The following is a 22,927-nucleotide window of genomic DNA, read 5'->3' on the forward strand; positions in this document are numbered from 1 at the left end:
CCTTCCACACCACCGGCACGGTCACCTTCCGCGCCCACTACACCGACGACGGCAGGCCCGACTCGCTCCACGAGCAGAGCCGATTCGTCCGCGAGCAGGGCGCATGGGTGTACGAGGCGGCGGTCTTCGTCGAGTAGGCCGCTCGCTCGGTCAGACCGCGGCCGTCATCGCCCGCTCGGGCGGGGCCAGCTGGTGCGCCAGGTCCTCCGCGAGCAGCCGCTTGGCGATCACGTCGACCGCCGCCCGCAGCTGCCGGTCGTCCGGTCGGGCGCCGTCCTCGGCCAGCCGTTCGTTGAGCCAGCGGCCCCAGGCATCGGAGATCGTCGCCGCTTCACGACTGCCGGCCGCCGTGTGGGTGAAGAGCCGGCCGTCACCGGTGAGATAGCCCTCCTCGATCATGCGGTCGAAGACGGGCACCAGCACCTCAGGGGGAATCCGGTGCCGGGCGGCGATCAGCCTGAGCCCCGCGTGGCCCACCATCCGGGTGAAGAGGTCGACCTGCATCACGGCCCAGGCCCCCGCCATGTCGAGCCGGGTGTCCGACTCCGCGACGATCCGCCGGGCCGTATCGGGAGCTGCCTGGTGGAGGATCCTGGCCACGGCGGATTCGAGCACCTTCGCCGCGTCCCCGGTGCTCGGCTGGGCGAAGCCCTCACCCATGTCCGTCGAGCCCGCACGTGCGCTGTCGCGCAGCTTCACCTGCTTCAGGAAGAGCGAGACGACGAACCCCAGCAGGGCCACCGGCACCGTCCAGAGGAACACCGTGTGCAGGGTGTCCGCGTACGCCTGGGCGAGGGGCGCGGTCTGTTCGGCGGGCAGGGCGTGCACGGCCTGCGGGCTCTCCGCGGCCCTCGCCAGCGACGCCGGATCACCGCCCGCCCGCGCCGCCTGCTCCACGCCCTGCCGCAGATTCGGCCGCAGAGCGTTGGCGTAGATCGTGCCGAACACCGCCGTGCCGAAAGAGCTGCCGAGCGTACGGAAGAACGTCACGCCGGACGTCGCGGTCCCCAGGTCCGAGTAGTCGACCGTGTTCTGCACGGCGATCGTCAGCACCTGCATCGACAGACCGATGCCGATGCCCAGCACCAGCATGTACAGCGACTCCAGCCAGACCCCGCTGCCCGGGCCCATCCGGGACAGGAGGTAGAGACCCGCCGCCATCACGAGCGACCCGATGACGGGGAAGAAGCGGTAGTGGCCCGTCTTGCTCACCACGTTGCCGCTGAAGATCGAGGCGGCCAGCAGACCCAGCACCAGGGGCAGGGTCCGTACCCCGGACAGGGTGGCCGAGTCCCCGTCGACGTACTGCAGATAGGTCGGCAGATAGATCATCGCGCCGAGCATGGCGAAGCCCACGATGAAGCTCAGGATGGAGCAGACCGCGAACACCGGATTGCGGAACAGCCGCATCGGCAGCATCGGCTCCTTCGCCCGCGTCTCCACGAGGCAGAAGAGCGCCAGAGCGATGAGGCCTCCGGCGAACAGACCGATGATGACCGGCGAGCCCCAGGCGTATTCGTTGCCGCCCCAGCTCGTACCGAGGATCAGCGCGCTCGCGCCGACGGCGACCAGCCCGATGCCCAGATAGTCGATGACCGGGCGTCCGGCCGCGCGCACGGAGGGGATGTTGCGGGCGGCGGCGATGACCACGACGATCGCGATCGGCACATTGACGTAGAACGCCCAGCGCCAGGTCAGATGGTCGGTGAACAGCCCGCCCAGCAGCGGTCCGACGACCGTGGCGACGCCGAAGACCGCACCGATCGCCCCCTGGTACTTGCCCCGTTCGCGCAGCGGGATGACATCGGCGATCAGCGCCATGGAGGTGACCATGAGCCCGCCCGCGCCGATGCCCTGCAGACCCCGCCAGATGATCAGCAGCAGCATGTTCGACGCGAGACCGCAGAGGAACGAGCCGGTGATGAAGATGACCGCCGAGATCTGGAAGATCAGTTTCCGGCCGAAGAGGTCGCCGAACTTGCCGACCAGCACCGTCGCCACGGTCTCCGCCAGGAGATAGGCCGTCACGACCCACGACATGTGTTCCGCGCCGCCGAGGTCCGAGACGATCGTGGGGAGGGCCGTCCCCACGATCGTCTGGTCCAGCGCGGCGAGCAGGATCCCCAGCACGATCGTGCCGAACACGATGTTCCGGCGTCTGGGGTCGAGGACGGGTGGCGCTGCGGCACTCTGCGCGGCGGGGGCGGTCTCGCTGGCAGTGGTCACCCCTGCACCCTCACACCCGCCCCTGCCTCACGCATGCGGGCGCGAGCCGGACGGGTCAGGCCAGCAGTTCCCGTACGCAGTCCTTCATCCGGGCCACGAACGCCTCGCGGACCCCTTCGGGAACCCGGTCGAGCGACAGATACGGATTGAGGTCCTCCAGCTCGACGAGCAGCAGGTCGCCCTCCGGTGTCCGGCAGGCGTCCACCCGCTGGATGCCGTGGGTGAGCGTGTTCCACTCGATGAAGCGGCGCGCGAAGTCCAGGTCCTCAGGGCTCGGCGCGTACGGTTCGAGCACCCAGCGGCGCTCCGGGTGCGGAGCGTGGAGGGCGTACTGGAAGTCGTGGTCGACGAAGTAGAAGGACACCTCGTAGCGGAAGTCGATCCGGGGCTGGACGAGCAGGCTGCCGTCGGCTCCCCCGGGAAGTTCCGGCTGCTCGGTGAACCGCAGCCCCACCGAGTCCGCGCCGAGCTTGGGCTTGACCACGTACCCGTCCGACCGGGGGAGCAGCCCGAGATCCGCCGCCCGGTCCACGGTCGGGATCACCGGGTAACCGGCCCGGCTCAGATCGACCAGATACTGTTTGCCCGCCATGTCTCCGCGTCCGTCCAGCGTGTTGCAGACGCGGACCCCTGATTCCCGCGCCCGGGCCACGAACGCGTCGTACGCCGCCTGGTAGTGCAGGACCGGACCGCTGTTGCGTACGACGACCGCGTCGAACCCGTCCAGCAGCGCCGCCGCGTCCCGGGGGTGACAGAGCGCGACGTCGAAGGCCTCGCGCAGCCGGGACGTCAGGAAGATGTCCTCGTCGCAGTAGCGCCGTCCGCGCGCCTCGTAGGCGAGATCGGTGACGAACAGGACGGAGGGGCGTGGTCGGCCGGACGTGGCGATCAAGAATACTCCCAGGGGGTTCGGTATCGGGCCGGAGGTCAATAGCCTTGCTGGTGTTGCCCGTTCACCGTCATGAAGCACTTGATCTCTGCCCCACAGGAGTCACACGTGTCCCAGGCGTCGTCACCGCCCGACATTCTCTCGCCCGCCTTCGCCGCCGATCCCTACGGGGCCTACCGGACGATGCGCGAGAGCGCCCCCCTGATCCACCACGAGCCCACGGGGAGCTACCTCGTCTCCCGCTACGAGGACGTCGAGCACGTCTTCAAGGACCGCGCCCAGGAATTCACCACCGAGAACTACGACTGGCAGCTGGAGCCCGTCCACGGCCGCACGATCCTCCAGCTCAGCGGCAGGGAACACGCCGTGCGCAGGGCTCTGGTCGCCCCGGCCTTCCGCGGGGCGGACCTCCAGGAGAAGTTCCTGCCCGTCATCGAGCGCAATGCCCGCGAGCTCATCGACGCCTTCCGGCACACCGGGGAGGCCGACCTCGTCGAGGCGTTCGCGACCCGTTTCCCCGTCCTGGTCATCGCCGACATGCTCGGCCTGGACAGGGAGGACCACCAGCGCTTCCACGGCTGGTACACCAACGTCATCGCGTTCCTCGGCAACCTGGCGGGCGACCCCGCGGTCACGGCGGCCGGGGAGCGCACCCGCCAGGAGTTCGCCGAGTACATGATCCCGGTCATCCAGCGGCGCAGGGAGGAGCCCGGGGACGACCTGCTCTCCGCGCTCTGCGCCGCCGAGGTCGACGGCGTACGGATGAGCGACGAGGACATCAAGGCGTTCTGCAGCCTTCTGCTCGCGGCCGGAGGGGAGACGACCGACAAGGCCATCGCCTCGGTCTTCGCCAACCTGCTGGCCCACCCCGAGCAACTCGCCGCCGTGCAGCGGGACCGGTCCCTCGTCGACCGGGCCTTCGCCGAGACCCTGCGCTACACCCCGCCCGTTCACATGATCATGCGCCAGACGGCGGGCGAGGTGGAGCTGTCGGGCGGCACCGTCCCGGCCGGGGCCACCGTCACCTGTCTGATCGGCTCGGCCAACCGGGACGAGGCCCGGTACGCCGACCCGGACCGCTTCGACCTGTTCCGTGACGACCTGACCAGCACCACCGCGTTCTCGGCGGCCGCCGACCACCTGGCGTTCGCGCTGGGCCGGCACTTCTGCGTGGGTGCGCTGCTGGCCCGGGCCGAGGTCGAGACGGGCGTGAACCAGCTGCTCGACGCGATGCCGGAGCTGCGGCTCGCCGACGGTTTCAGCCCGGTCGAGGAGGGCGTCTTCACCCGGGGCCCGGCATCGCTTCCCGTGCGGTTCACCCCGGCCGGCGTCTGAGCGCCCGTCCGGTATGCGGCGGTCGGCCTCCACTCCGGGCGGGGCGACCGCCGTTCCGGGCCACCGCTCCAGCCCGGAATGGCTGGATCCACCTCAAGTCCCTTTGCTGACCGCCTCGTTGAGGTGTCCAAGAGGGCGCCGCGCCGGCCCGCCCCCTGGCTATAGTGGCGAGGGCTTCGAGAATCGGGGGATGCTTCAGTGTCACAGGAAGAGTCTCAGGCCCGGGCGGTGAGAACGGCCTGGCAGATCCACGCCGCGCTCCACGAGTCGACCCGCACGGTCGATGCCAAGGCGTCCTTCGCCCTGGCCATGGAGTCCGCAGCCCTCGCCGGAATCGCCGCGCTGGCCGGCAACGGCCGCACCCTCGACCGCGTGACCGGTCTCGCCGAGTTCGCACTCCGGTCCGGCGTGGTCCTCATCGGGCTCTCCGCGATCCTCGCCGTGCTCGTGGTCCTGCCGCGCCACAACGGCCAGGGCCGCTCGCCCGCCCCCGGTGAGGACGAGTTCCTCTTCTACGGCCATCTGCGGCACTGGGCCCCTGACGATCTCGCGCGGCGGCTCGCCGACACCGACGCCCTGCCCACCCTCAGCCGCCAGCTCGTCGTGATGAGCGCGATCGCCTGGACGAAGCACAGACGCGTCCAGCAGTCGCTGCTGCTGGCCGTCGCCGGCAGTCTGCTCGTCGCCGCCGTCATCGTGCTGTCCTGAAACGGCCCCTGTGGACAGCACACCACGCCACCGCCCGCGCCGGGTGCCCTTCTGGTCGCTGCTCGACGACGATGCGAGGTCCCGGCTGCTCTCCGCCGGCCGCACGGTGAACTTTCCGCCCAAGGACACCCTGCTACGGCAGTACGACCTCACCGACCACCTACTCGTCATCCAGCGCGGCTGCGCCAAGGTCGCCGCCAATTCCGCCGCGGGCTACCAGGCCGTGCTCGCCATACGCAGGGCCGGCGACCTGCTGGGTGAGCAGGCGGCACTGGACGGCGGTCCGCGCTCCGCCACCCTCACGTCGCTGACCCGGGTCGAGGCCCTGATGATCCCGTCGTCCGAGTTCCGCGCCGCCGCCGGGTCCGTGCCCGCGATCGCGCTCGCCCTCCAGCAGGTGCTCTCCGAGCGCCTGCGCGAATCGGACGGCCACCGGGCAGCCGCCGGCTCCGAAGCCGTCCAGGCGAGGCTGGCCGCACTGCTCCTGGAACTCGGCGCGGAGTACGGGCGCCCGCAGCCGAACGGGGCTGTCCTGATCGCCCTGCCGCTGTCCCAGGACGACTTCGCGGGTCTGGTCCTCAGCTCGCGGCGGACGGTCAGCCGTGTCCTGGAGCAGTGGCGCGGGCGCGGCTGGGTGACGACGGGGCGCAACAGGCTGACCCTCGACCGGCCGGACGAGCTGAAACGGCTGAGCGGTTCAGGGCGTTAGGGCCTCTCGATTGGATCTTGCCGGGCTCGCTGATCCGGCCTGATCCAAACGAAGGACCCTGGGAGAACGTGGTGGCTCGGGCCTGCCCCGGGCCCACCGGACAGGGCCTGTCGCGCGGTCACACCTCGTCCCAGGACATCGTGGCCAGCCCGTGCTGTTCCGCCAACGGGTTCCAGGCGGCGACGAAATCCTTCTTCGCGCTCGTCGCCCGCGTGCTGGCGCGGGATGCGTCGAGCCAGTGCGGCGAGGCGGTCACGGCCCTGGACGTACAGTCGCTCATCACCTCCTCGGCCAGCAGCGCGTAGGCGCGGTCGGCGTCGGCCGACGCCTGCCACCCGGAGCGGAGATCCTTGGTCATGGAGGCGGACAGGAGGTCCGGGCCGAGCGTCTCCAGATCCCGCACGAGCTCGTCACGCTCGGTCGCCGCACCGTCGAAGACCTCCTTCGCCTCCCGGAGTCCGGAGCGTCCAGGACAGTTGGTCATCCGGCTCACCGCGTCGCCGACATCGCTGCGGTTGCCCTCGTTGCGGTCCAGCAGGCCGCTGAGGGCCCGGGCCTGTCCCTCCTCGGACTCCTGGTCGGAGGATTCGGAGCCGGAATCCTCGCTCGAATAGCCGGAGCTGCCGGAGCCGGTGGAGCTGCCGGTGCTGTCGCTCTCCTCGAACGCGTCGAGGAGACCGGGACCGTAGACGAACGCCAGGACGACAAGCACGAGGGCGACCAGCAGACGGCCGGTCTTGCGCCTACCGGGTGTGGGCGGCGCCGGCCGCGGTGCGTTGAACACCGCCCCCGCCGGCTGCGGGGGAGGCCCGGCATTCTGCGGGGCCGGAGGAGCAGTGCCCGTCGTGTTCGGCTGGGGCACGGACGGCCGCTGCGGTGTCACCTGCGGCAGCGTCGCGGGCGCGGTGGTGACCGCGTCGGCCAGTGCGGCCAGCCACTGCTCGAGTACCGGCCGCCGGGCCGGATCAACGGACAGGCTCTGCTCGGCGAGCCGTCCCACCGCCAGGTCCGCGGCACGCAGAACCGTCACGTCCTGACCGTCCTGCTCTCCCGCGAACAGACGCGCCGCGAGCAGCCCGAACTTGTACGTGTCGCCCGTCGCACCGCCCATCCGCTCACCCGGCGGCAGAGACCAGTTGGGTGTCTCGACGGCCGGGAGCGCCCACGTGCCGCGCAGCGCCATCGCGTCGCAGTCGATGAGGAAGCACCTGGGCGCCCGTTCGTCGAGACAGAAGAGCACGTTGTTCGGTGACACGTCGCCCACGACGACACCGATGGAGTGCAGGCGCACCAGTGTGCGGGCGAGGTCCAGGAGCAGCTCGAACCGCTGGCCGGGTGTGATGGCCAGACCCGCCCGCCGCAGGTAGGCCGGGGGATTCAGCAGGTACTGGAAGCCCGCGGGCTGCGGTTTGTCCGGCTCGAAGTCGAACCGGCGGAAGAACCGCTCGGGGATCTGCCGCATCAGGAAGCCGCTCACCCCGGCGGAGTCCGTCACCAGCACGGCCGGCCAGGCTGTGCACTCGGCGAGCCACTGCCCGGTGCCGTGGGGCAGGGACGGGACGAATTCGACCATCGAGGAGAGGACGTCGGCCTTGAGTTCCGGGCGGATCCTGGCGTGGTACTCCTTGTACGCCACCGGCCATGAGCCGTTGAGGGTCCTGTCCTCGACCGCCCACACGGAGCCCTGCCCGCCGGCGTTGAACTTGGTTCCTTTCGTCACCCGGCCCACGTCCATGGTCGTCGGACGCGTCCCGGTCATTGCGCCGCCCCGATCGCCCCGCCTGCCGCTGCCGGGCTGCCGCCCTCGTCGAGGCGGTGGCGGGGCCATACGGCGAGCAGAGTCCGGTCGTCGTCGAACGTCTCACGGGAGAAGTCGAGCAACTGCGCGACGGCCTGCGGTTCTCGCGGTGGGCGGCCCAACTCGTACGCCATCACCGACCCGATCCGGCCCTTGCCGTCCCCCAGCGGATCGCCGAACCCGTCCGTCCCGATCAGCAGCACCCCGTCCTCGGGAAACGCGTACCAGGTCCCCTCGATCCGCGCCGGGACCCACGGCAGCGCGGACACGGCGGAGGAGAAGACCCCGTCCGTTCGCTCCTCCTTGCCGCCCAGCAGCGGGTGGAAGCGGTTCTCGTGGAGCATCCAGGCGCCGCTGTCTCCCACGTGCACCAGATTGACCTCCAGCCGGCCGCTCCGGGTGAGTCGCACGAGACCCGTCACCAGAGTCGTCGCCAGGAGGGTCTGGGCCTCCTGCTTCTGCTCGCGGGTCGGCTCCGCGCCGCGGGTCACCCGCATGAACAGCTGGTACGCCGCCGCCGTCACCGCCCGCTTCCAGTCGACCTGCGGCCGCCCCTCGTCGAGTTGCCGCAGCACGTCGGCGACCGCGGTGCGGCAGGCCAGGGCCGCGCCCACATGCGACTGCGGAGCCGCCGAGACGCCGTCCGCGACCGCGAACACCACCGCGCCGGTCGGCTCGTGCGCCGCCACCACGATGTCGTCCTGGCGCGGCTGCCCGCCGAACCGGTGCGCGTCGCCGCGTACGGAGGCCAGCCTGACCGTGAGCTCCGGGGTCGACCAGCCGTCGAACAGCGTGTCGGGACGGTAGGGGTCCGCGGCCGGCGGCTTGGGTTCGAAGCGGGCAGTCGGCCGGCCGAAGACGAAACGGGACCAGGCAGGCGTGTGTGCCCCCGGGAGGCGTGGCTCCCTGGTCTGCTGAACGGGTACCGGGGCGCCCCTGTCCGGTTGCCGGTGCGGCGGTAAGGGTGGCGCCTGCTGTTCCTGGTCCGGTGGAATCCGGTGAGCGGCCCATGGCCCTCGGCCGGGGAGCGCGGCCTGGCCGGGTTCCATCGCGTGAAGACCGGAGGGCAGCGGCCCGTGTCCCGGTGCCGGCCGCCCGGGAGGCTCCTCCTCGTCCTCCTGGCGGTGCCCGAAGAAGTTGGTCACGCTCACACCTCGTCAATCGCGATCCGGAAGCCTTCGGGCCGCTCGACCACCAGCTCCGGCCGGCCGGACGCCATCGCGTTGCCGGACTCCACCACGCTCTTGGTGAGTGCGGTGAAGAACCCGGCTATGGACGCCCCCAGTTGGGCACCGGGCACCGAGATGAAGGCGAAGTCGGACTGGGTGGCGATGCTGACCATCGTCCCGGCCTCCGCCTGGCCGATTCCGCACGCGATGATGTTGGGTGCCGCCTTGGTCACCGAACGGTCGGTGAGCTCCCGGTGCCTGTCCTGCCACGCCTCTCCGAAGTTGGGCTGTCCGTCACTCAGGAAGAACACCGCCGGCCGGTGCACGCGGTAGCCCTGGCTCTTTAGGGTGTCCACATCCTGCGGGATCCGTCTCAGCAGGGCTGCGAACGCCGCCTCGTAACTCGTGCCGCCGCTCGCCGAGAGGCGGGGCAGCTCGTTCTCCGCCCGCAGGTCGGCGAGGACCAGCCGCTCGGTCACCGTGTTGGAGAACCCCAGCACGGAGAAGCGGACCTTCGCCGCGGCCATCGGCTGACCGAGCAGGGTCCGATGGAGCGAGGCCAGTCCGGCATTGAGGTCGCCGACGTACGGATGCATGGAACCGGACTCGTCCGCCAGTACGTAGACCGGCAGCAACTGCCCTTGGTTTTCGGCCATTTCTTGCGAGTCTCTCTACTCGGCGTCTTCGATGGGTCTCAGCCCCTGAGGGCGTTCCAGCAGCAACTCCGAGGAGCCGGAGGCCGCGCTGCGCCCCAGGTGGAGCACGGTGTTCCGAAGGAGCATGGAGAACTGCGCCACCGACTCCGCGAGGCCCGCGCCCGCGTCCGCCGCGACCGCGAATTCGGTGCGGCCGGCGATCTGCGCGACCGTCCGCCGGTCGGTGGCGCCGATCCCGCAGGCGACGATGTCGGGCCGGTAGCGGTGCCGCATCAGCTCCTGGTGCGCGGCCTGCCATGCGCCGTCGTCCTCCGGGTCGCCCACGGCGAGGAAGAAGACGATGGGGCGGCTGACACGCGACGCCTGTTGCTTGAGCCGTTCCGTCTCCAGGGGCACGAGCTCCAGCAGGCGGCGGAAGACGGGTTCGTAACGGCAGCCGTTCCCGGCCCGGAGGTCCGGGACGACGGTCTGCCCCGAGACCTGTGCGAGAGGCATGTGGACGTCGGCCGTGCCGGAGAAGGTCAGTACGGACAGCCGTACGGCCGAGGCCACCTCAGGGCTGTCGCCGAGCACGGTCTGCAGGGACCTCAGCGCGTCACTGAGCCCGGTGACACAGCCGGCCGCGGCAGGCGAGGTGTCCAGTACGACGTAGACCTGTGCGAGGCGGCCGGCGGTCGTCGGCCGCCCCTCCGGTGACGAGGCCGGAGCGGCGGACGGAGCGTCACCCGACCGGTGCGAACCGTCGGGGCGGGTACCGCCCCACGGCGGGGGCGTCCGGGGTGCCTGGGGCGCCTGGGGTGCGGGCGGCAACTGCACCGGCGCCGCGGGCAGCTCGGGCGTCGGCGCTCCGGTACCAGGTGGCAGTACCCCGCTGAACACGTTGACCGAGGGCCCCAGGACGCCGTCTCGCAGACCGGGCAGATCCACCTCCCGCACGATCCCCTTGTCGATCATGTACCGGACCATCTCGACCTGACGCTCCTCCTGGTCCACGGCCCGCCGGTGCCGGCTCTCCTCCAGGCGCATCAGCAGTTCCATGGACTTCTCGGTGTCGTTCGGATGCTTCGCGAGGTGTTCGAGGACGAGGCCGCGGAAGTCCAGGCGTACGGAGGCGAGAGCTGCCCGCTCCCGCTTGTCCCGCTCGAGCCGCGCCCCCTGCTCGATGTCCTTGACCGCTTCCCTGTGGTGGGTGTTCCCGATGGCAGCCCTGTGCTGGAGGCTGCCCACCTCCGAGTCGCGGCCCGCCTTCTTGCGCACTCGGATGAACTCCCGTGCCGCCTCGTCGGGTTCGAGCTGTACGTCGCAGTAGTAGAGGGTCACGCCCTCGGGGAGCGGCATGGGCAGGGTCAGGGCCCCGTTGATCCTGGTCTGCGCCTCGAACGCGTCCTCGATCGCGAACTGCGCCGCATGCGGCCGGATCCTGCTGATGAGATACGGATAGACGGCGCTGAGCGCATCGGGAAGGTTGCTCCGCACCACCGCCACCGGATCGTGGACCCGGAAGCCGACATCGATGGTCGCCTCGAATCTGTGAGCCTGGTCCTTGCAGGTCAGCGGCATCCTGGTGAGTTTGGCCGTCCGCCGGTGGTCACCCAGATTCACGACGTAGCAGAGCTTGTACCTGTTCTGCAGGCGTCCCGCGGTCGTCAGGTGCCTGGGTGACTCGACCTCCCAGCCACCCGTCTTCAGTGCGTAGACGACCGCGAAGTTCGGCGGGAGACCGGGCAGCGTGGCGAGCTGGGAACGCCGTACCGGTTGGTTGTTGAGGATCAGTGAGACCGACATGTCACACCCTCTCCAGATCGAGTTGAGCGTGGACGACGGCAGCGGTCAGGGGCAGCGGCACCAGTTCGTCCGGATCGACCCAGTCGTCCGCGCACCGCCGCAGGATCCGGCCCGACCTCGGGTCCCCGTACGCGATCGTGCCCACCATCAGCTGGAACAGGGTCCGCAGCGCCTGATCGCGTTCCGCGATCGCGGCCCAATTGCGCAGAACCTGCTGGGCCTCCTCGCCGAAGAACGCCTGGTTGAGCGCATCACGCCAGAGGACGATGAACGGCGTGCGCAGTTCCGCGTGGCGGTGCGCCAGGAAGAGGAGGGCCGGCCACTCCTCCACATCGCCGCCGGTGTTCCACTCGTCCCTCTTCACCACCACCTGGGCCGCGATGATCAGGAACGAGAGGAGTACCGTCGGCTGCCTGCGGTGGTCGGTGGACGCCTCATGAAGAGCGCGGAGCGCCAGCACCATCGTCCTGGTGTCCTGTGCGACCAGGTCGGTCAGACTGCGTCCGATGGCGACAGCCACGGCCCCCCGGTCGACAACGGCGAGGCGGACCAGCGCCGAGACGGGGAACTCGGGGTCTTCGCGCGTGCCGTACACCCGTGCCGCCGTCGCCTGTGCGAAGGGCCGGCTGCGGTCGGCGAACCAGCTCTCCACCAGGACGTTCGCCCGCTCCGCGATCCAGGGGTCGCGCGAGGCGACGCGCAGCGCGTAGGCGACGGCATCGCGGTACATCCAGTTCTCGCTGTCCGCCCAGACGTGGAAGAGCTGGTTGCAGAGGTAGGTGTACGACTCCGCAGCGATCAGCCCGAGCGCGGCGGCCGCGTAGATCCGGACCTCTTCCGCCGGGTCCACGACGAGGTCGGCCAGCCACTCGAGCAGCTCGCCCTGGATCTCGTACTGGATCCAGGCGTGCTGGATCACCCGGGGTGGGTACGCGGGGTCCTTGTACTCCAGTGCCCGGCCCGGCTCCCCGTCCGCCTTGTCCGTGTCATGGGCGCGCAGCCTGATGAGCTGGGTGCGGCGCGCGGCGGCGAAGGGGTCCTCCACGCGGGGCAGGTCACCGTCCGGTCCGGCCATCAGGACATGCGGACGGTCGTCCTCCAGCCGCTCACGCAGGTTCCGGGCGGCACTGGCCACGTACTCCTGCGGGAGGCCGTTGAGTACGGCGAGGGCCAGCGCGAGGCTCCGGACGGAGGGCTCCCGGAGGCTCTCCAGCCAGATGTCGAAGTCCTCGTCGGCCTGGCGTGCGCGGCGCTTCTCGATGTTCTCCGGGTTCTGCCAGCCGGCGTCCCACTCCTCCACGATCGCGACGGCCAGATCGGCTGCCTGCTTGCAGGCGGGGTCGCCGTCCCGCAGTGCGGCCAGCAGGCTCATGACCTTGGCGTCGGCGAGAAGCCTGTCCCGCACCGCGTCGCCCAGGCGCCAGCGCAGGTGCGAGGAGACGATGCCGCGCTGGCTGGGTGCTTCGGAAATGTCCACGACCGCCGTGAGAAGTTCGCTGTCCGCGACGGAGGTGCTGGAGACGGTCATCACCAGCCACGCGCCTGCCAGGGCGAGCGCACCCTGGATCTTCTCGTAGGCCTCTCCGCGCAGGCCGGCGATCGCGGACGGCTGGTCGAGCAGGAAGGCCGCACCACGTTCGATGGAGTCGGTGCCGCGCTCCAGGAGGTCGGCGAGGGAAGCGAAGTCGACATCGCTGTCCAGGTGGTACGTGGTGGTGGCCCCCATGCCCTGGAGCAGGCGGACCGCCATGGCGGTCTTCCCGTAACCGGGGGCGCCGCGCAGGATCAGCAGATGCCGGCCCGCCAGCGCCTCCCGAGCGGCCGGCAGACCGGGGGGCTCCTGGTAGGCGAAACGTATCCGCTCGTTCACGAGCGGGGAGAGGGACCGCAGGCGCCGTTGGCCGCCGCCCAGCAGCAGAACGTACTTGTCACCGCCTACGACATCGCCCTCGACGTTGGCGAAGGCGTTGCGCACCCGGTCGTGGCGCAGGGATCCCTGCCCCACCCGGCCGGTGGCATCGAAGGACTCGGCCCCTGGACCGGACCGGGGAGACTCGCCCGGTGTGCCGCCCGCGCCGCCGCCCTGCCCACCGCCCGCGCCGCCGCCCGCGACGTCCGGGGCCGGTGTTGTTCCGCCACCAGGCCCGGGGGGCTGTGCCGGGCCGGGTGGGGCAGTGGTGTTACCCGCCGCCCCGCCCGGCCCGCCCCCCGTACCGGCTGCCGGAGCCGCTCCCGCGGCACCCGCAGCCGGCGCTCCCCCCGTCGTTGTGGTCATGGTCGGACCGGTCCCGTCGTATTGACGTTGACGGTCTTGTCGCCCTGGAACACGTCTCCGTGGACGGTCCCGACGCTGATACCGGCTCCGCCCGGAGGTCGCCGGCCGGCAGCCGACGCCCTCTGCCCGCCCGTGTCCGCCCGGGCGTCATCGGGCTCCGTTCCGCCCGACGCGGGCGGGAGGCCGGGGGGTGCCGGAGATCCGGGCACGGTCACCCAGCTCCCGATGAGCTCGCCGTGTTTGGTCCGGAACGGCATCGGTAAGTACGCGGCCGGGTCGATGGAGCGGTGCCCGTGGCGGACGACGGCCCGGTAGATCTCGTCGGACACGACGAAGACCATCCGCGACGAGGACGCGGCGGCCAGGACCTCGCGCAGCGGCCCGGCGTCCACCAGCCTGCAAGCGGTGTTGACCGCGTCCCCGGACCATCCCTCACCGTCCCGCGCGACGATCCCCTGGTGCAGGGCGACCCGGAACCGCATCGCGTGGGCGGGGCCGTAGACGACGGCCTTCTGCCGCAGTTCCTCGTCGAGGGCGTGCACGAACGGCCCGGCCAGGACGATCGGTGAGACCGTCGCGGGGACGATCATCAGGACGCCGTCGCCACGGTCCTCGGTGACGACACCGTCGGCCGGCAGCCCGGCCCGCTGGAGTGCTTCACGGAGCACCTCGTACATCCCGGCCCGCAGGGAACGCTGGATCGGATCGGGCCGGGAGCTGAAGTTCTCGATGTCCAGGACCACTACCCAGTGGTGCGTGGCTTCACCGGACATGGCGATCTCCCCCACAGGCTCACGACGGCAACGACTCGCTCAGTGGTCCCAGTTGTATGACATCGACGACCCCCGGGTCTACGCCAATTGACCCACAACGACAGGTCGAAGTCCCGTGAACAGATGGGAGGTTGGGCCGAAACTGGATCCCCGGGGGGCAGCGCGCCGCGGCCGGGCGTCAGCGGATGTGACGCCCCGAAATGGCCCGGGAGATGACCAGGCGCTGGATCTCGCTCGTACCCTCGAAGATCGTGTAGATCTTGGCGTCGCGGTACATCCGCTCCACCGGGTGCTCCCTGCTGTACCCGGCGCCACCGAGGATCTGGACCGCCTTCTCCGTCGCGGAGACGGCCAGCTCGCCCGCCCGCAGCTTGGACATGGAGCCCTGGCCGGCGTCGAAGGTCCGGTCGTTGCGGGCCATCCACGCGGCCTGCCAGATCAGCAGGCGTACGGCTTCGATCTCGGTGCGGATGTCGGCCAGGGCGAACGCGATCGACTGGTTCTCGATGATGGGCCTGCCGAACGCCTCGCGCTGCCCGGCGTACTCCAGCGCGTACTCGTACGCGGCCCTCGCGATGCCCAGCGCCTGCGCGCCCACGGTGGGGCGGCTGACCTCGAAGGTCGCCATGGCCGCCTGGCCCTTGGCGGCGCCGCCCTCGCGGGCACGGGCCAGCCGGCCGTCCAGCTTCTCCTTCCCGCCCAGCAGGCAGTGGCCCGGGACGCGTACGTCGTCGAGGAAGACGTCCGCGGTGTGCGACGCGCGCAGGCCGAGCTTCTTGATGGTGCGGCTCGCCGCCAGGCCCTGCGTGCCGGGCGGCACGATGAACGCGGCCTGCCCGCGGGCGCCGAGCGAGGGGTCGACCGAGGCGACCACCACATGGATCTCGGCGATCCCGCCGTTCGTGATCCACGCCTTCTGGCCGGAGAGCACCCACTCGTCCTTGGCCTCGTCGTAACGTGCCCTGGTGGCCATCGCGGAGACGTCGGAACCGGCCTGGGGCTCGGAGACGCAGAAGGCGGCCACCTTCGGGTCGTCCTCGTCGCCGTAGCACTGCGGAACCCACTCGGCGAGCTGGTCGGGCGTGCCGGAGGCGAAGATCCCGGCCACCGCCAGCGAGGTGCCGAACAGTGCCATGCCGATCCCGGCGTCGCCCCAGAAGAGCTCCTCGTTGGCGATCTGGAGGGAGAGTCCGCTCGGGTCCCCGTACATGTCGGCGAGCGACTCGAATCCGTACAGACCGATCTTGGCCGCCTCCTGGATGACCGGCCACGGGGTCTCCTCCCTGGCGTCCCATTCGGCTGCGGCGGGGCGCACCACCTGGGCGGCGAAGCCGTGCACCCAGTCGCGCAGGTCCTGCTGTTCCTCGGTCAGGGCGAGGGAGAAGTAGCTCATGGGCTCAGGCCTTCGGGATGTCGAAGTAGCGGGTCAGGCCCGAGGCCAGGCCGACGTCACCGGCGACCTTCAGCTTGCGCATCATGAACATCGTCACGGGATTGCCGTTGCCGGAGACCAGCTTGAGGAATTCGGCGTCGGCCATCACCAGCGTCGTGCGGGGCTCGGCGTCGGAACGGCCCGCGCTCACCGTGCAGGTGCCGTCGGCTATCGAGGTCTCGTAGACCTGCTCGCTCTCGCCGGTGATCTTCCAGCGGATCAGGGCCTTCAGCGGGCCTGCGGCTTCCGGGCGGAACTGCTGCCGCATCCGGCCGAAGACCTCGCTCAGCACCCGGGCACGCAGGTCACCGTGCATGACCTCGCCGAGCTGCTTGGCGGACAGGCCCTTGACGATCCGTGCGAACTCCGCCGGAGAGACGGCGGCGAAGTCGAGCCCGGACAGTTCGCCGGTGAGGTTGCCGCTGCTGTTGTCGGCCACGCCAAATCCTTACTCCAGAGTAAACTTACTTCTGAGTAAGGTAAGGCGGCCGCCGCCACTGCGCAAGCAAGCGTTACCAGGCGCCGTTCGGATGCACCGCGAGACGCGGGTGATGGGCGGACAGCACTTTGTTGGCCCACGCGAGCTCGGACAGCGCCTGCTCGCGGTCGGCCTGGTCCTCGACCCCGAGCCTCGGTCCCCGGAACCTGCGCACCTCGCGGGCGGCGCAGTCGGCGTCCCACTCCGCCTGAAGGATGTGCGGCGGGGTGCAGGACCCGATCAGCGCGGCGACCCGGTCGGGGATCGGCACGGGGACGAGGAGGTGCGAGGCGGTCATGGGGGGTTCCCTCTCGGATGGTTGGCCAGGAGGTGGTGCTCCGCGACGGCCGGTGGGCCGCCGCTCCTCCCTATGTAACGGGACGCAGTTCCGGGTTTCTCGTTGAGAACGTCTCCGTGTCGCAACCGTTTGGGACTGACCGTCTATTTCGCGTTACCTGGAAGTAAGTTGACTCGATGCGCGGCGTGTGATGCGGACTCAGTTGAGGGATTGGCCACCGCGGGCCCGTAACTGCATGGCGCGCAGCACGGCTTCGGTGGAGAAGCGGCTCTCGGGATCGGTCAGCTGCTCGCCGAAGATGGCCTCCAGGCTGCGCATCCGGTAACGGACCGTCTGGGGATGCACATCCAGCAGCTCGCCCATCTGGGCCGCCGTTCCGCGGGTGTCGAGCCAGATCCGCAGGGTCTCGATCAGCCGCTCGCGGCGTGTGGTGCTGATGCCGGACACGGCGGCCAGCTCGCGCTCGGCGAGCTGGTCGAGGAGGGCGAGGTCGGAGAGGAGCCACAGCGTGATGAGATGGTCCTCGCAGAGGATGACCGGCGCGTCGTCGATGACCCCCGCGTCGACCAGTTCGAGAACGCGGCGGGCCCAGCGGATCGAGTCGGCGGCGAGCGCTGTGGGCACGGTCAGCCCGATCGCCGCACCACCACCGGGGACCGTCCTGTCGAGCATCTCTCTGCGCGCTTCGTTCAACGGCCCGGGGATCAGCAGGTGCGGCTGCGGGTCACCGGGGTCGATCAGGACGTCGTGGTCGGCGCTGATCCGGTCGAGACCCGCAGGGGCGCGTACGGCGACGAGCGTGACCTGCTCGGGCAGCATCCATCCGGTCTGCTCGCAGAGCTCGGCGATGGCGCTGCGGGGTACGGGTCTGCCCGCGAGGATGAGATGCAGCAGCCGCCGGCGAACCGCCTCGCTCTGCTGGTCGGACTGGGCCTGCACCTCCAGATAGCCCTCGCGGGACAGCGACTCGAGCTCGTCCACGTACGCGAAGAGCGCGTCGGCGAAGCTGAGCATCAGCGCCGGCGAGAAGTTGTAGCTCCGGCCCACTTTCTTCGCCCGCCGCAGCGCGACCCGCGCGCCCAGTCGGTACGCCCCCTGCAGCGCGTCCATGGTGCGGCCCTCGTACGCCTCGAACCTGCCGAATCTCCGGCACATGTCGTCACGCAGGACCGTGGGGGAAGAGGGTTCGGCCACCAGGTCGACGAATGAGGAAAGGCTTTGTTCGACGCCCATGCGGATGGATGTCCCGTTGGGTCCGTTCAGCAGGCGCGCGTATTCCGGATAGGCCCGGGTCACTTCCATGCCTATCTCTTTGATCAGGCTCGGCAGTTCGGGTCGCATGATCGCGGCGAACTCCTGGGGGAGGGGCCCCAGCGGGTCTCCGGTGTCCAGCGGCTGGATAAGTCTCGGCATGACCGTCCCCTTGCTTTCCCGGGCCCGGCGTGGAGGGAGCAGATGGGGGGAGAGCGCTCCCACGGACCGACAGGTGTATACCAACATCGGCGCCGAAGATAGACCAAGTCGGGCGGAGTTCACACTGTCTGGACAAGATCGAAGTGCAAGGGGCACACAACTCGGCCCCGTTGTGGGGCTTCGGTGCAGGTGGGGCGGTAAATGCTCACTTCCGGACAATGTTTTCGGCCGTGGGTGCACCGGGGGAGCCGCCGGGATGGTGCGGCGCCCTCCGCGCCGGCTGTCCTGAGGGGTGTCAGGAGACTCTCCTCGGCACCTTCTGATCTTCTCCGGGCGTTCAGGGTGATGGTGGCGCCGAGTCGAGGGGCCGGTGGCAACGCGGCATTCCGCAGGGATATTGCGCACGAAGTGACAAGTGCACCGGGCGAATTAGTGACCTACTGACGAGGAAAAAAACTTGCCCAACCAATCTTGACCGGCGGGATTGTGCTCGAAGTTTCCCGCAAGTAACGTCACGCCCTGTCACAGAACGTGTGTGGCTGAAAGCGCAGCACGGCCCCCCACGCAACACGATTCATCGCGGCACTCCCTGCGCCTTTGCAGGAATTCGAGTGCTGTCCCCGCAACAGTGCGCCCGCACTGCCGAATCGGAGGAACTCACTGTGCGCAACACCCTCAGAAAGATCGCACTCGCGGCCGGTGCCGCCGCGGCCGCCGTCACTCTCGGAGCCACCACCGCCACCGCCGGCGTCGCCGCTCCGACGTGGACCGTCACCCCCGCACCCTCGCCGGTGGCGGTCTCGGCCACCAACTCCGGCACCGTCTCGCTCAGCCTCAACGGCATCCCGATGACGTGTACGTCATCGGCGGCCAGCGCCGTGCTGGCGACCGCCTCCGGTACCTCGAACGTGACGGTCGGCACCATCGCTCCGCTGACCTGGAGCGGGTGCACCAGCCCGTTCGGCCCGGTGACGCCGGCCGCCAACACCTCCCCTGCCTGGCAGCTGAAGGCGAACACCTACAGCGCCGGGACCACCACCGGGTACATCACCGGAGTGAAGGCCTCCGTGACTGTCCTCACCTGCACCTTCACGGTGACGGGTGATGTCACGGCGTCCTACAACAACACCAGCGGCCAGCTCACCATCGGCAACAACGCCACCTACCAGCTGACGGTCGCCACGGTCACCCCGGGCTGCACCGGCATCGCGGCCGTGGGCCAGCACCCCATCTACACCGCCAAGTACAACGCGGTCAAGACAGGCACGACCATCAAGCCGGGCATCGTGTACACCCCCTGATCCGGTCGCGGACCCGGTATCGGGTCATGAGGGATCGCACAGCGGGTCCGCCCGTTGTGCGATCCATGCGCCGGACAGCCTGCGCCCGTCCCGCTCGTTGTCGAATCGGAGAAGTCAACTGTGCGCAGGTACTTCAGGAAGATCGCACTGACGGCCGGTGCCGCCCTCGCCTCGGTCGCCCTCGTGGCACCCGCTGCCACGGCGGGAATCGCGGCGCCCCTGTGGACGGTCGGTCCCAACTCGCCGGAGACGTTCTCCGCCGGTTCCGGTCTTGTCGTCCTCAGCTTCAACGGAATTCCCACGACGTGCCCGTCGTCCGCCGCGAAGGGCACCCTGGCTTCCGCAGTCGGCACGACGAACGTGCAGGTCGGCACCATCGCCCCGCTGACCTGGAGCGGCTGTACCAGCCCGCTGGGCCCCCTGGCTCCGGTCGCCGACACCTCCACGCCGTGGAAGTTGATGGCGGACACCTACAGCAACGGCATCACCAGTGGGCACATCAATGGTGTGAAGTTCACCTACAGGTGGCTCACCTGCACCATGACGGTGGCAGGCCGACTCGCGACGAAGTACACCAACGCCACCGGGAAGCTGGACGTCAGCGACAACGCCACCTACAAGCTGACTGTCGAATCCGCCACGGTCGGTTGCTCGGGCCTCGCGGCTCCGGGTGACAACTGGACGTACAGCACGAGCTACACGGTTGTCACCCCGGTCGGGGGCACGGTCGTACCGACCATCGTGTACTCCCCTTGACCCGGCCGCACGCCGGGGCAGGGTGAGCAGGGAGTGTGCCGGGTGCCCGTCCGGCGCACGAGGCACGTCCGGTCGTCCGAGAAGGGGACATCGCCAGTGAAGGGAAGTCGTATGGCGGGAACGCGCAGGCGCACCGCGCGCAGTGCGGCAGTGGCCACTGCTGTGCTGCTCGGGGGGATGATCCCCGGCGCACAGGCCGCTTCCGGTGTTCAGGAGATCGACGCGGAGCTGGCCTACACGTGTGACTTCCCGGAGGGCGAGCAGCCGGTGAAGGTTCGGTTGGCCGTGAAAGTCCCCGAATCGGCTCAGGCCGGACAGATGATCCAGCCCGAGGAGATGGCGCTGGACCTGACCCTGCCCGAGGCGGCGTCGGCCGCCCTCGCCCAGTCAGGAGCGGCGGCCGTGAGCGCGGAGGCGCAGCTCTCCGTCGACGTCGTCCAGGAGGACCGGCAGGCCCGGGCGGAGTGGGTCGGGACGGCCGTCGGGGCGGCACCGGTTCCCGAGGCGGGTGAGCTGACGCTGGGCACGGTGGGGAGTGTTCCCTACGTCCAGCCCGGGGCGCCGGGCGACCTGTCGTTCAAGGCCTCCGCCCTCTCGGTGGAACTGGCCGTGAAGAAGGCTGACGGTGCTCCGGCGGAGCCGCCGACCCTCTCCGTGCAGTGTGTGGTGGATGCGGATCAGGAGACGACACTGGCGACGGTCGGCGTAGGTGGTGGTGACGAGACGCCCACACCGGGACCGCCCGCGTCCGATGAGTGGCCCGATGACGAGGAGCAGGGACAATCCGTCGCGCCCGAGGTCGGGAAGCGGGCGAAGGAGTCCGCGTCCGCGGCCGTGCCACCGTGCGTCGGGGACCCGTTGAACGCAGAGGGCCGCGACATGGTCGCCTACGTAGCCGGCTACGCGAACGTGACCAAACTCGACGGCGCCACCAAATTCCCTCCGGCCTGCGCCCGGATCCACACGTACGACGGCGAGAACTGGTTCGAATTCCCCTACGTGCACGCGATCCTGAATGCCGCGATCGTGCTCGACTACAAGGGAAAGCCTCAGCTGCCGCCCACCACGGGGACGTTCCTGACGTTCGGCTTCATGCCGACGACGGCCACGCTCGAGATGACACAGATTCCTCCCGAGCCCGACTCGCCGCAGGACCGCAACGTGGTGTCCCACGGCATCACGGATCTCCTCAACGGGGGTTTCACCAAGACCACCACCAGCGTCGACATGGACTTCGTACTCCGGCTGTACGACGTGAAGGTCAACGGCGTCGCGCTGGACGTGGGGAAGAGCTGTCGGACGGAGCGCCCGTTCCGGCTCTCACTCACCGGCCTGGGGACCTGGGACGCGGAGAAGGGCAACGAGGGCTACACGGTGATCAACGGAGGGCAACTGACCGGGTCGGCCACCATCCCGCCCTTCAAGGGGTGCGGTGTGGACGAGGATCTGGACAGCCTCTTCACCGCCTCCCTGTCCGGGTCTCCCGGATTCGTCAAGCAGGTACAGGGGGCGCCGTGTGTTCCTTCGACCGGTGGCGCCTGTACGCCCGAGTACCAACCCCAGGACATTCCCAAGGCGACGCGCTGACCCGCATTCGCACTCGACCATCGTGCCGAACGGCGACGCGCCGACCCGCAGTCGCACCCGATCATCATGCCGAACGGCGACCGTCGACCCCGCAGTCGCACCCGACCATCCTGCCGAGCGCAGCACTTCCCCGCGCCTGCTACCGAATTGAGGGAACAATGAGACCTGCCCCGAAGACCTGGATCAAGGCCGCCGGTGCCGTCGCCGCGTCCGCCGCGCTGGTCATGCCGCTCACCGCGTCGCCGGCCGGTGCCGCCACGGCCGCCGCCCAGCTGGGCGGCGCGTGGGCCCCGTTCGACCGGTGTCCCGTGGACGCCCCCGCCATGCTCGCGACGGACGGTGACACCGACGTCCCGCTCTGCGTGACGTCCACCTCGCCCAACGGCACCATCAAGCTGGGCAACACCACGGCGACGACCGGGTCCACGAACCTGCAGTTCGGTGTCATCCAGCATCCGGCCGAAGGGACCTACACGGTGGTTCCGCCGCCGGCCGGCTCCATCGTCAGCGGGAAGACCACGATCCCGGGCGGGCTGCTGGGCATCATGTGCCCCAGCAACGTCCCTGTGGTCTCCGCCGTCTGCGGCCAGATCACCAACGCCACCCTGAACAAGGTGACCGCCACGGTGGAGTCGGCCGGCACTCCGACCGAGTTCAGCCTGGTCGCCGGGATCTCCTCCGGGCCGATCGTCAAGCTGCCCGTCAAGATCCGCCTGGAGAACCCGCTGCTGGGCTCCAACTGCTACATAGGGAGCAGCAGCAACCCGGTGCTCCTGCGCCCCGGAAACCTCAGTGCCCCGACCCTGGCCGCCTCCAGGTACAACGGTGACGGAACGGCCAACCCGGATGAGGGTTCGCTCATCAACCTCGCCCTGTCGGGGGCCGCGCAGGGCGACAGCCAGTTCTCCGTGCCGAAGGCCGGCGGCTGCGGTCTCGGTGGCATCCTCAGCTGGGCCATCGACCTCAAGGTGGGCCTGCCCGCCGCGGCCGGGTCGAACAACCTCGTCCTGAACGACGCCAAGACCTCGACGATCGGCCTCACCGCGCCGGGGCTTTCCGTGCCCAACGCGGGCAAGGAGCTCTCCCAGAACTGGCACTCCGCGGTGAAGTAGCCCCGGGGCGTGACGCGTCGCGCACCTTTGTCACTTGGTGCGTGCCGTCGCACCGCCCGTCCGAGCCCGCCCCGACCGCATGAACCCTGGTCGGGGCGGGCTTCGGCGTGTCCGGAGCGGCATTCCCGAGCCGGCTGTTCCGGCTCGAAGGCCCTCACTTCTCGATAGGTTTCCCACGCAGATTACTCATCGAGGAACAAGAAAACAGTGCCGTGCAATTACCTCGG

The 22,927-nt window shown here is 69.8% G+C and carries 20 protein-coding genes; 8 read left to right on the forward strand and 12 right to left on the reverse strand.

All coding sequences use genetic code 11. From position 1 onward, the window contains the following. On the forward strand, positions 1-137 hold a 137-nt coding region (locus tag ACFWFI_RS11715; protein ID WP_387388142.1), incomplete at its 5' end, for a YchJ family metal-binding protein. 13 nt (positions 138-150) lie between these two features. Here the strand turns inward: ACFWFI_RS11715 and ACFWFI_RS11720 are convergent. Continuing rightward, the gene (locus tag ACFWFI_RS11720; RefSeq protein WP_387388088.1) at positions 151-2,226 is read right to left on the reverse strand and encodes an MDR family MFS transporter; all 2,076 of its coding nucleotides are present in this window, start codon (positions 2,224-2,226) and stop codon (positions 151-153) included. Positions 2,227-2,281: 55 nt separating this feature from the next. Then, positions 2,282-3,118: an ATP-grasp domain-containing protein gene (locus ACFWFI_RS11725; RefSeq protein WP_387388090.1), complete on the reverse strand. Its 837-nt coding sequence runs from the start codon at positions 3,116-3,118 to the stop codon at positions 2,282-2,284. Between the two features lie 105 nt (positions 3,119-3,223). Between ACFWFI_RS11725 and ACFWFI_RS11730 the strand changes: the two genes are divergently transcribed. The 3 genes from ACFWFI_RS11730 (at position 3,224) to ACFWFI_RS11740 (ending at position 5,867) form a co-directional block, all read left to right on the forward strand. After that, complete coding sequence (locus ACFWFI_RS11730) at positions 3,224-4,450, forward strand: cytochrome P450 (protein ID WP_387388092.1); 1,227 nt, start codon at positions 3,224-3,226, stop codon at positions 4,448-4,450. A 198-nt stretch (positions 4,451-4,648) separates the two neighbouring features. Then, positions 4,649-5,158, forward strand: coding sequence for a Pycsar system effector family protein (locus ACFWFI_RS11735; protein WP_387388093.1), 510 nt, complete (start codon positions 4,649-4,651; stop codon positions 5,156-5,158). A 10-nt stretch (positions 5,159-5,168) separates the two neighbouring features. Continuing rightward, positions 5,169-5,867: a Crp/Fnr family transcriptional regulator gene (locus tag ACFWFI_RS11740; protein ID WP_387388095.1), complete on the forward strand. Its 699-nt coding sequence runs from the start codon at positions 5,169-5,171 to the stop codon at positions 5,865-5,867. A gap of 118 nt (positions 5,868-5,985) precedes the next feature. On the opposite strand, the gene ACFWFI_RS11745 is transcribed toward ACFWFI_RS11740, so the two are convergent. The 10 genes from ACFWFI_RS11745 to ACFWFI_RS11790 all read right to left on the reverse strand — a co-directional run bounded on the left by ACFWFI_RS11745 (position 5,986) and on the right by ACFWFI_RS11790 (position 17,944). Continuing rightward, on the reverse strand, positions 5,986-7,587 hold the full coding sequence (locus ACFWFI_RS11745) for a hypothetical protein (RefSeq protein ID WP_387388097.1): 1,602 nt from the start codon (positions 7,585-7,587) through the stop codon (positions 5,986-5,988). A 35-nt stretch (positions 7,588-7,622) separates the two neighbouring features. Next, complete coding sequence (locus ACFWFI_RS11750) at positions 7,623-8,810, reverse strand: protein phosphatase 2C domain-containing protein (RefSeq protein ID WP_387388099.1); 1,188 nt, start codon at positions 8,808-8,810, stop codon at positions 7,623-7,625. 2 nt (positions 8,811-8,812) lie between these two features. Further along, positions 8,813-9,490 (reverse strand): vWA domain-containing protein, encoded by a 678-nt coding sequence (locus tag ACFWFI_RS11755; protein ID WP_387388101.1) that lies wholly within the window; start codon positions 9,488-9,490, stop codon positions 8,813-8,815. Positions 9,491-9,505: 15 nt separating this feature from the next. Then, positions 9,506-11,275 (reverse strand): vWA domain-containing protein, encoded by a 1,770-nt coding sequence (locus ACFWFI_RS11760; RefSeq protein WP_387388103.1) that lies wholly within the window; start codon positions 11,273-11,275, stop codon positions 9,506-9,508. 1 nt (position 11,276) lies between these two features. Further along, on the reverse strand, positions 11,277-13,550 hold the full coding sequence (locus ACFWFI_RS11765; RefSeq protein WP_387388105.1) for a hypothetical protein: 2,274 nt from the start codon (positions 13,548-13,550) through the stop codon (positions 11,277-11,279). Then, positions 13,547-14,323 carry a nucleotidyl cyclase domain-containing protein gene (locus ACFWFI_RS11770; RefSeq protein ID WP_387388107.1) on the reverse strand — a complete coding sequence of 259 codons (777 nt, stop codon included), beginning with the start codon at positions 14,321-14,323 and terminating at the stop codon, positions 13,547-13,549. Before ACFWFI_RS11770 ends, ACFWFI_RS11765 begins: the two co-directional genes overlap by 4 nt. Positions 14,324-14,501: 178 nt before the next feature. After that, positions 14,502-15,716: an acyl-CoA dehydrogenase family protein gene (locus ACFWFI_RS11775; RefSeq protein WP_387388109.1), complete on the reverse strand. Its 1,215-nt coding sequence runs from the start codon at positions 15,714-15,716 to the stop codon at positions 14,502-14,504. Between the two features lie 4 nt (positions 15,717-15,720). Continuing rightward, positions 15,721-16,194: an SCP2 sterol-binding domain-containing protein gene (locus ACFWFI_RS11780; RefSeq protein WP_387388110.1), complete on the reverse strand. Its 474-nt coding sequence runs from the start codon at positions 16,192-16,194 to the stop codon at positions 15,721-15,723. A 73-nt stretch (positions 16,195-16,267) separates the two neighbouring features. Further along, complete coding sequence (locus ACFWFI_RS11785) at positions 16,268-16,531, reverse strand: hypothetical protein (RefSeq protein WP_387388112.1); 264 nt, start codon at positions 16,529-16,531, stop codon at positions 16,268-16,270. A 198-nt stretch (positions 16,532-16,729) separates the two neighbouring features. Further along, entirely contained in the window at positions 16,730-17,944 is a 1,215-nt protein-coding gene (locus ACFWFI_RS11790; RefSeq protein WP_387388113.1) for a helix-turn-helix domain-containing protein, read from the reverse strand. A 662-nt stretch (positions 17,945-18,606) separates the two neighbouring features. Between ACFWFI_RS11790 and ACFWFI_RS11795 the strand changes: the two genes are divergently transcribed. The 4 genes from ACFWFI_RS11795 to ACFWFI_RS11810 all read left to right on the forward strand — a co-directional run bounded on the left by ACFWFI_RS11795 (position 18,607) and on the right by ACFWFI_RS11810 (position 22,700). Further along, positions 18,607-19,245, forward strand: a complete 639-nt coding sequence (locus tag ACFWFI_RS11795) for a hypothetical protein (protein ID WP_387388114.1) — start codon at positions 18,607-18,609, stop codon at positions 19,243-19,245. Between the two features lie 120 nt (positions 19,246-19,365). Further along, complete coding sequence (locus tag ACFWFI_RS11800) at positions 19,366-20,001, forward strand: hypothetical protein (RefSeq protein WP_387388115.1); 636 nt, start codon at positions 19,366-19,368, stop codon at positions 19,999-20,001. A 111-nt stretch (positions 20,002-20,112) separates the two neighbouring features. Beyond that, positions 20,113-21,588: a DUF6801 domain-containing protein gene (locus tag ACFWFI_RS11805; protein ID WP_387388116.1), complete on the forward strand. Its 1,476-nt coding sequence runs from the start codon at positions 20,113-20,115 to the stop codon at positions 21,586-21,588. A 158-nt stretch (positions 21,589-21,746) separates the two neighbouring features. Then, positions 21,747-22,700 carry a hypothetical protein gene (locus ACFWFI_RS11810; protein ID WP_387388118.1) on the forward strand — a complete coding sequence of 318 codons (954 nt, stop codon included), beginning with the start codon at positions 21,747-21,749 and terminating at the stop codon, positions 22,698-22,700. Positions 22,701-22,927 lie beyond the last annotated feature (227 nt).

The sequence above is a fragment of the Streptomyces sp. NPDC060209 genome, assembly GCF_042728155.1.
GTDB lineage: Bacteria > Actinomycetota > Actinomycetes > Streptomycetales > Streptomycetaceae > Streptomyces.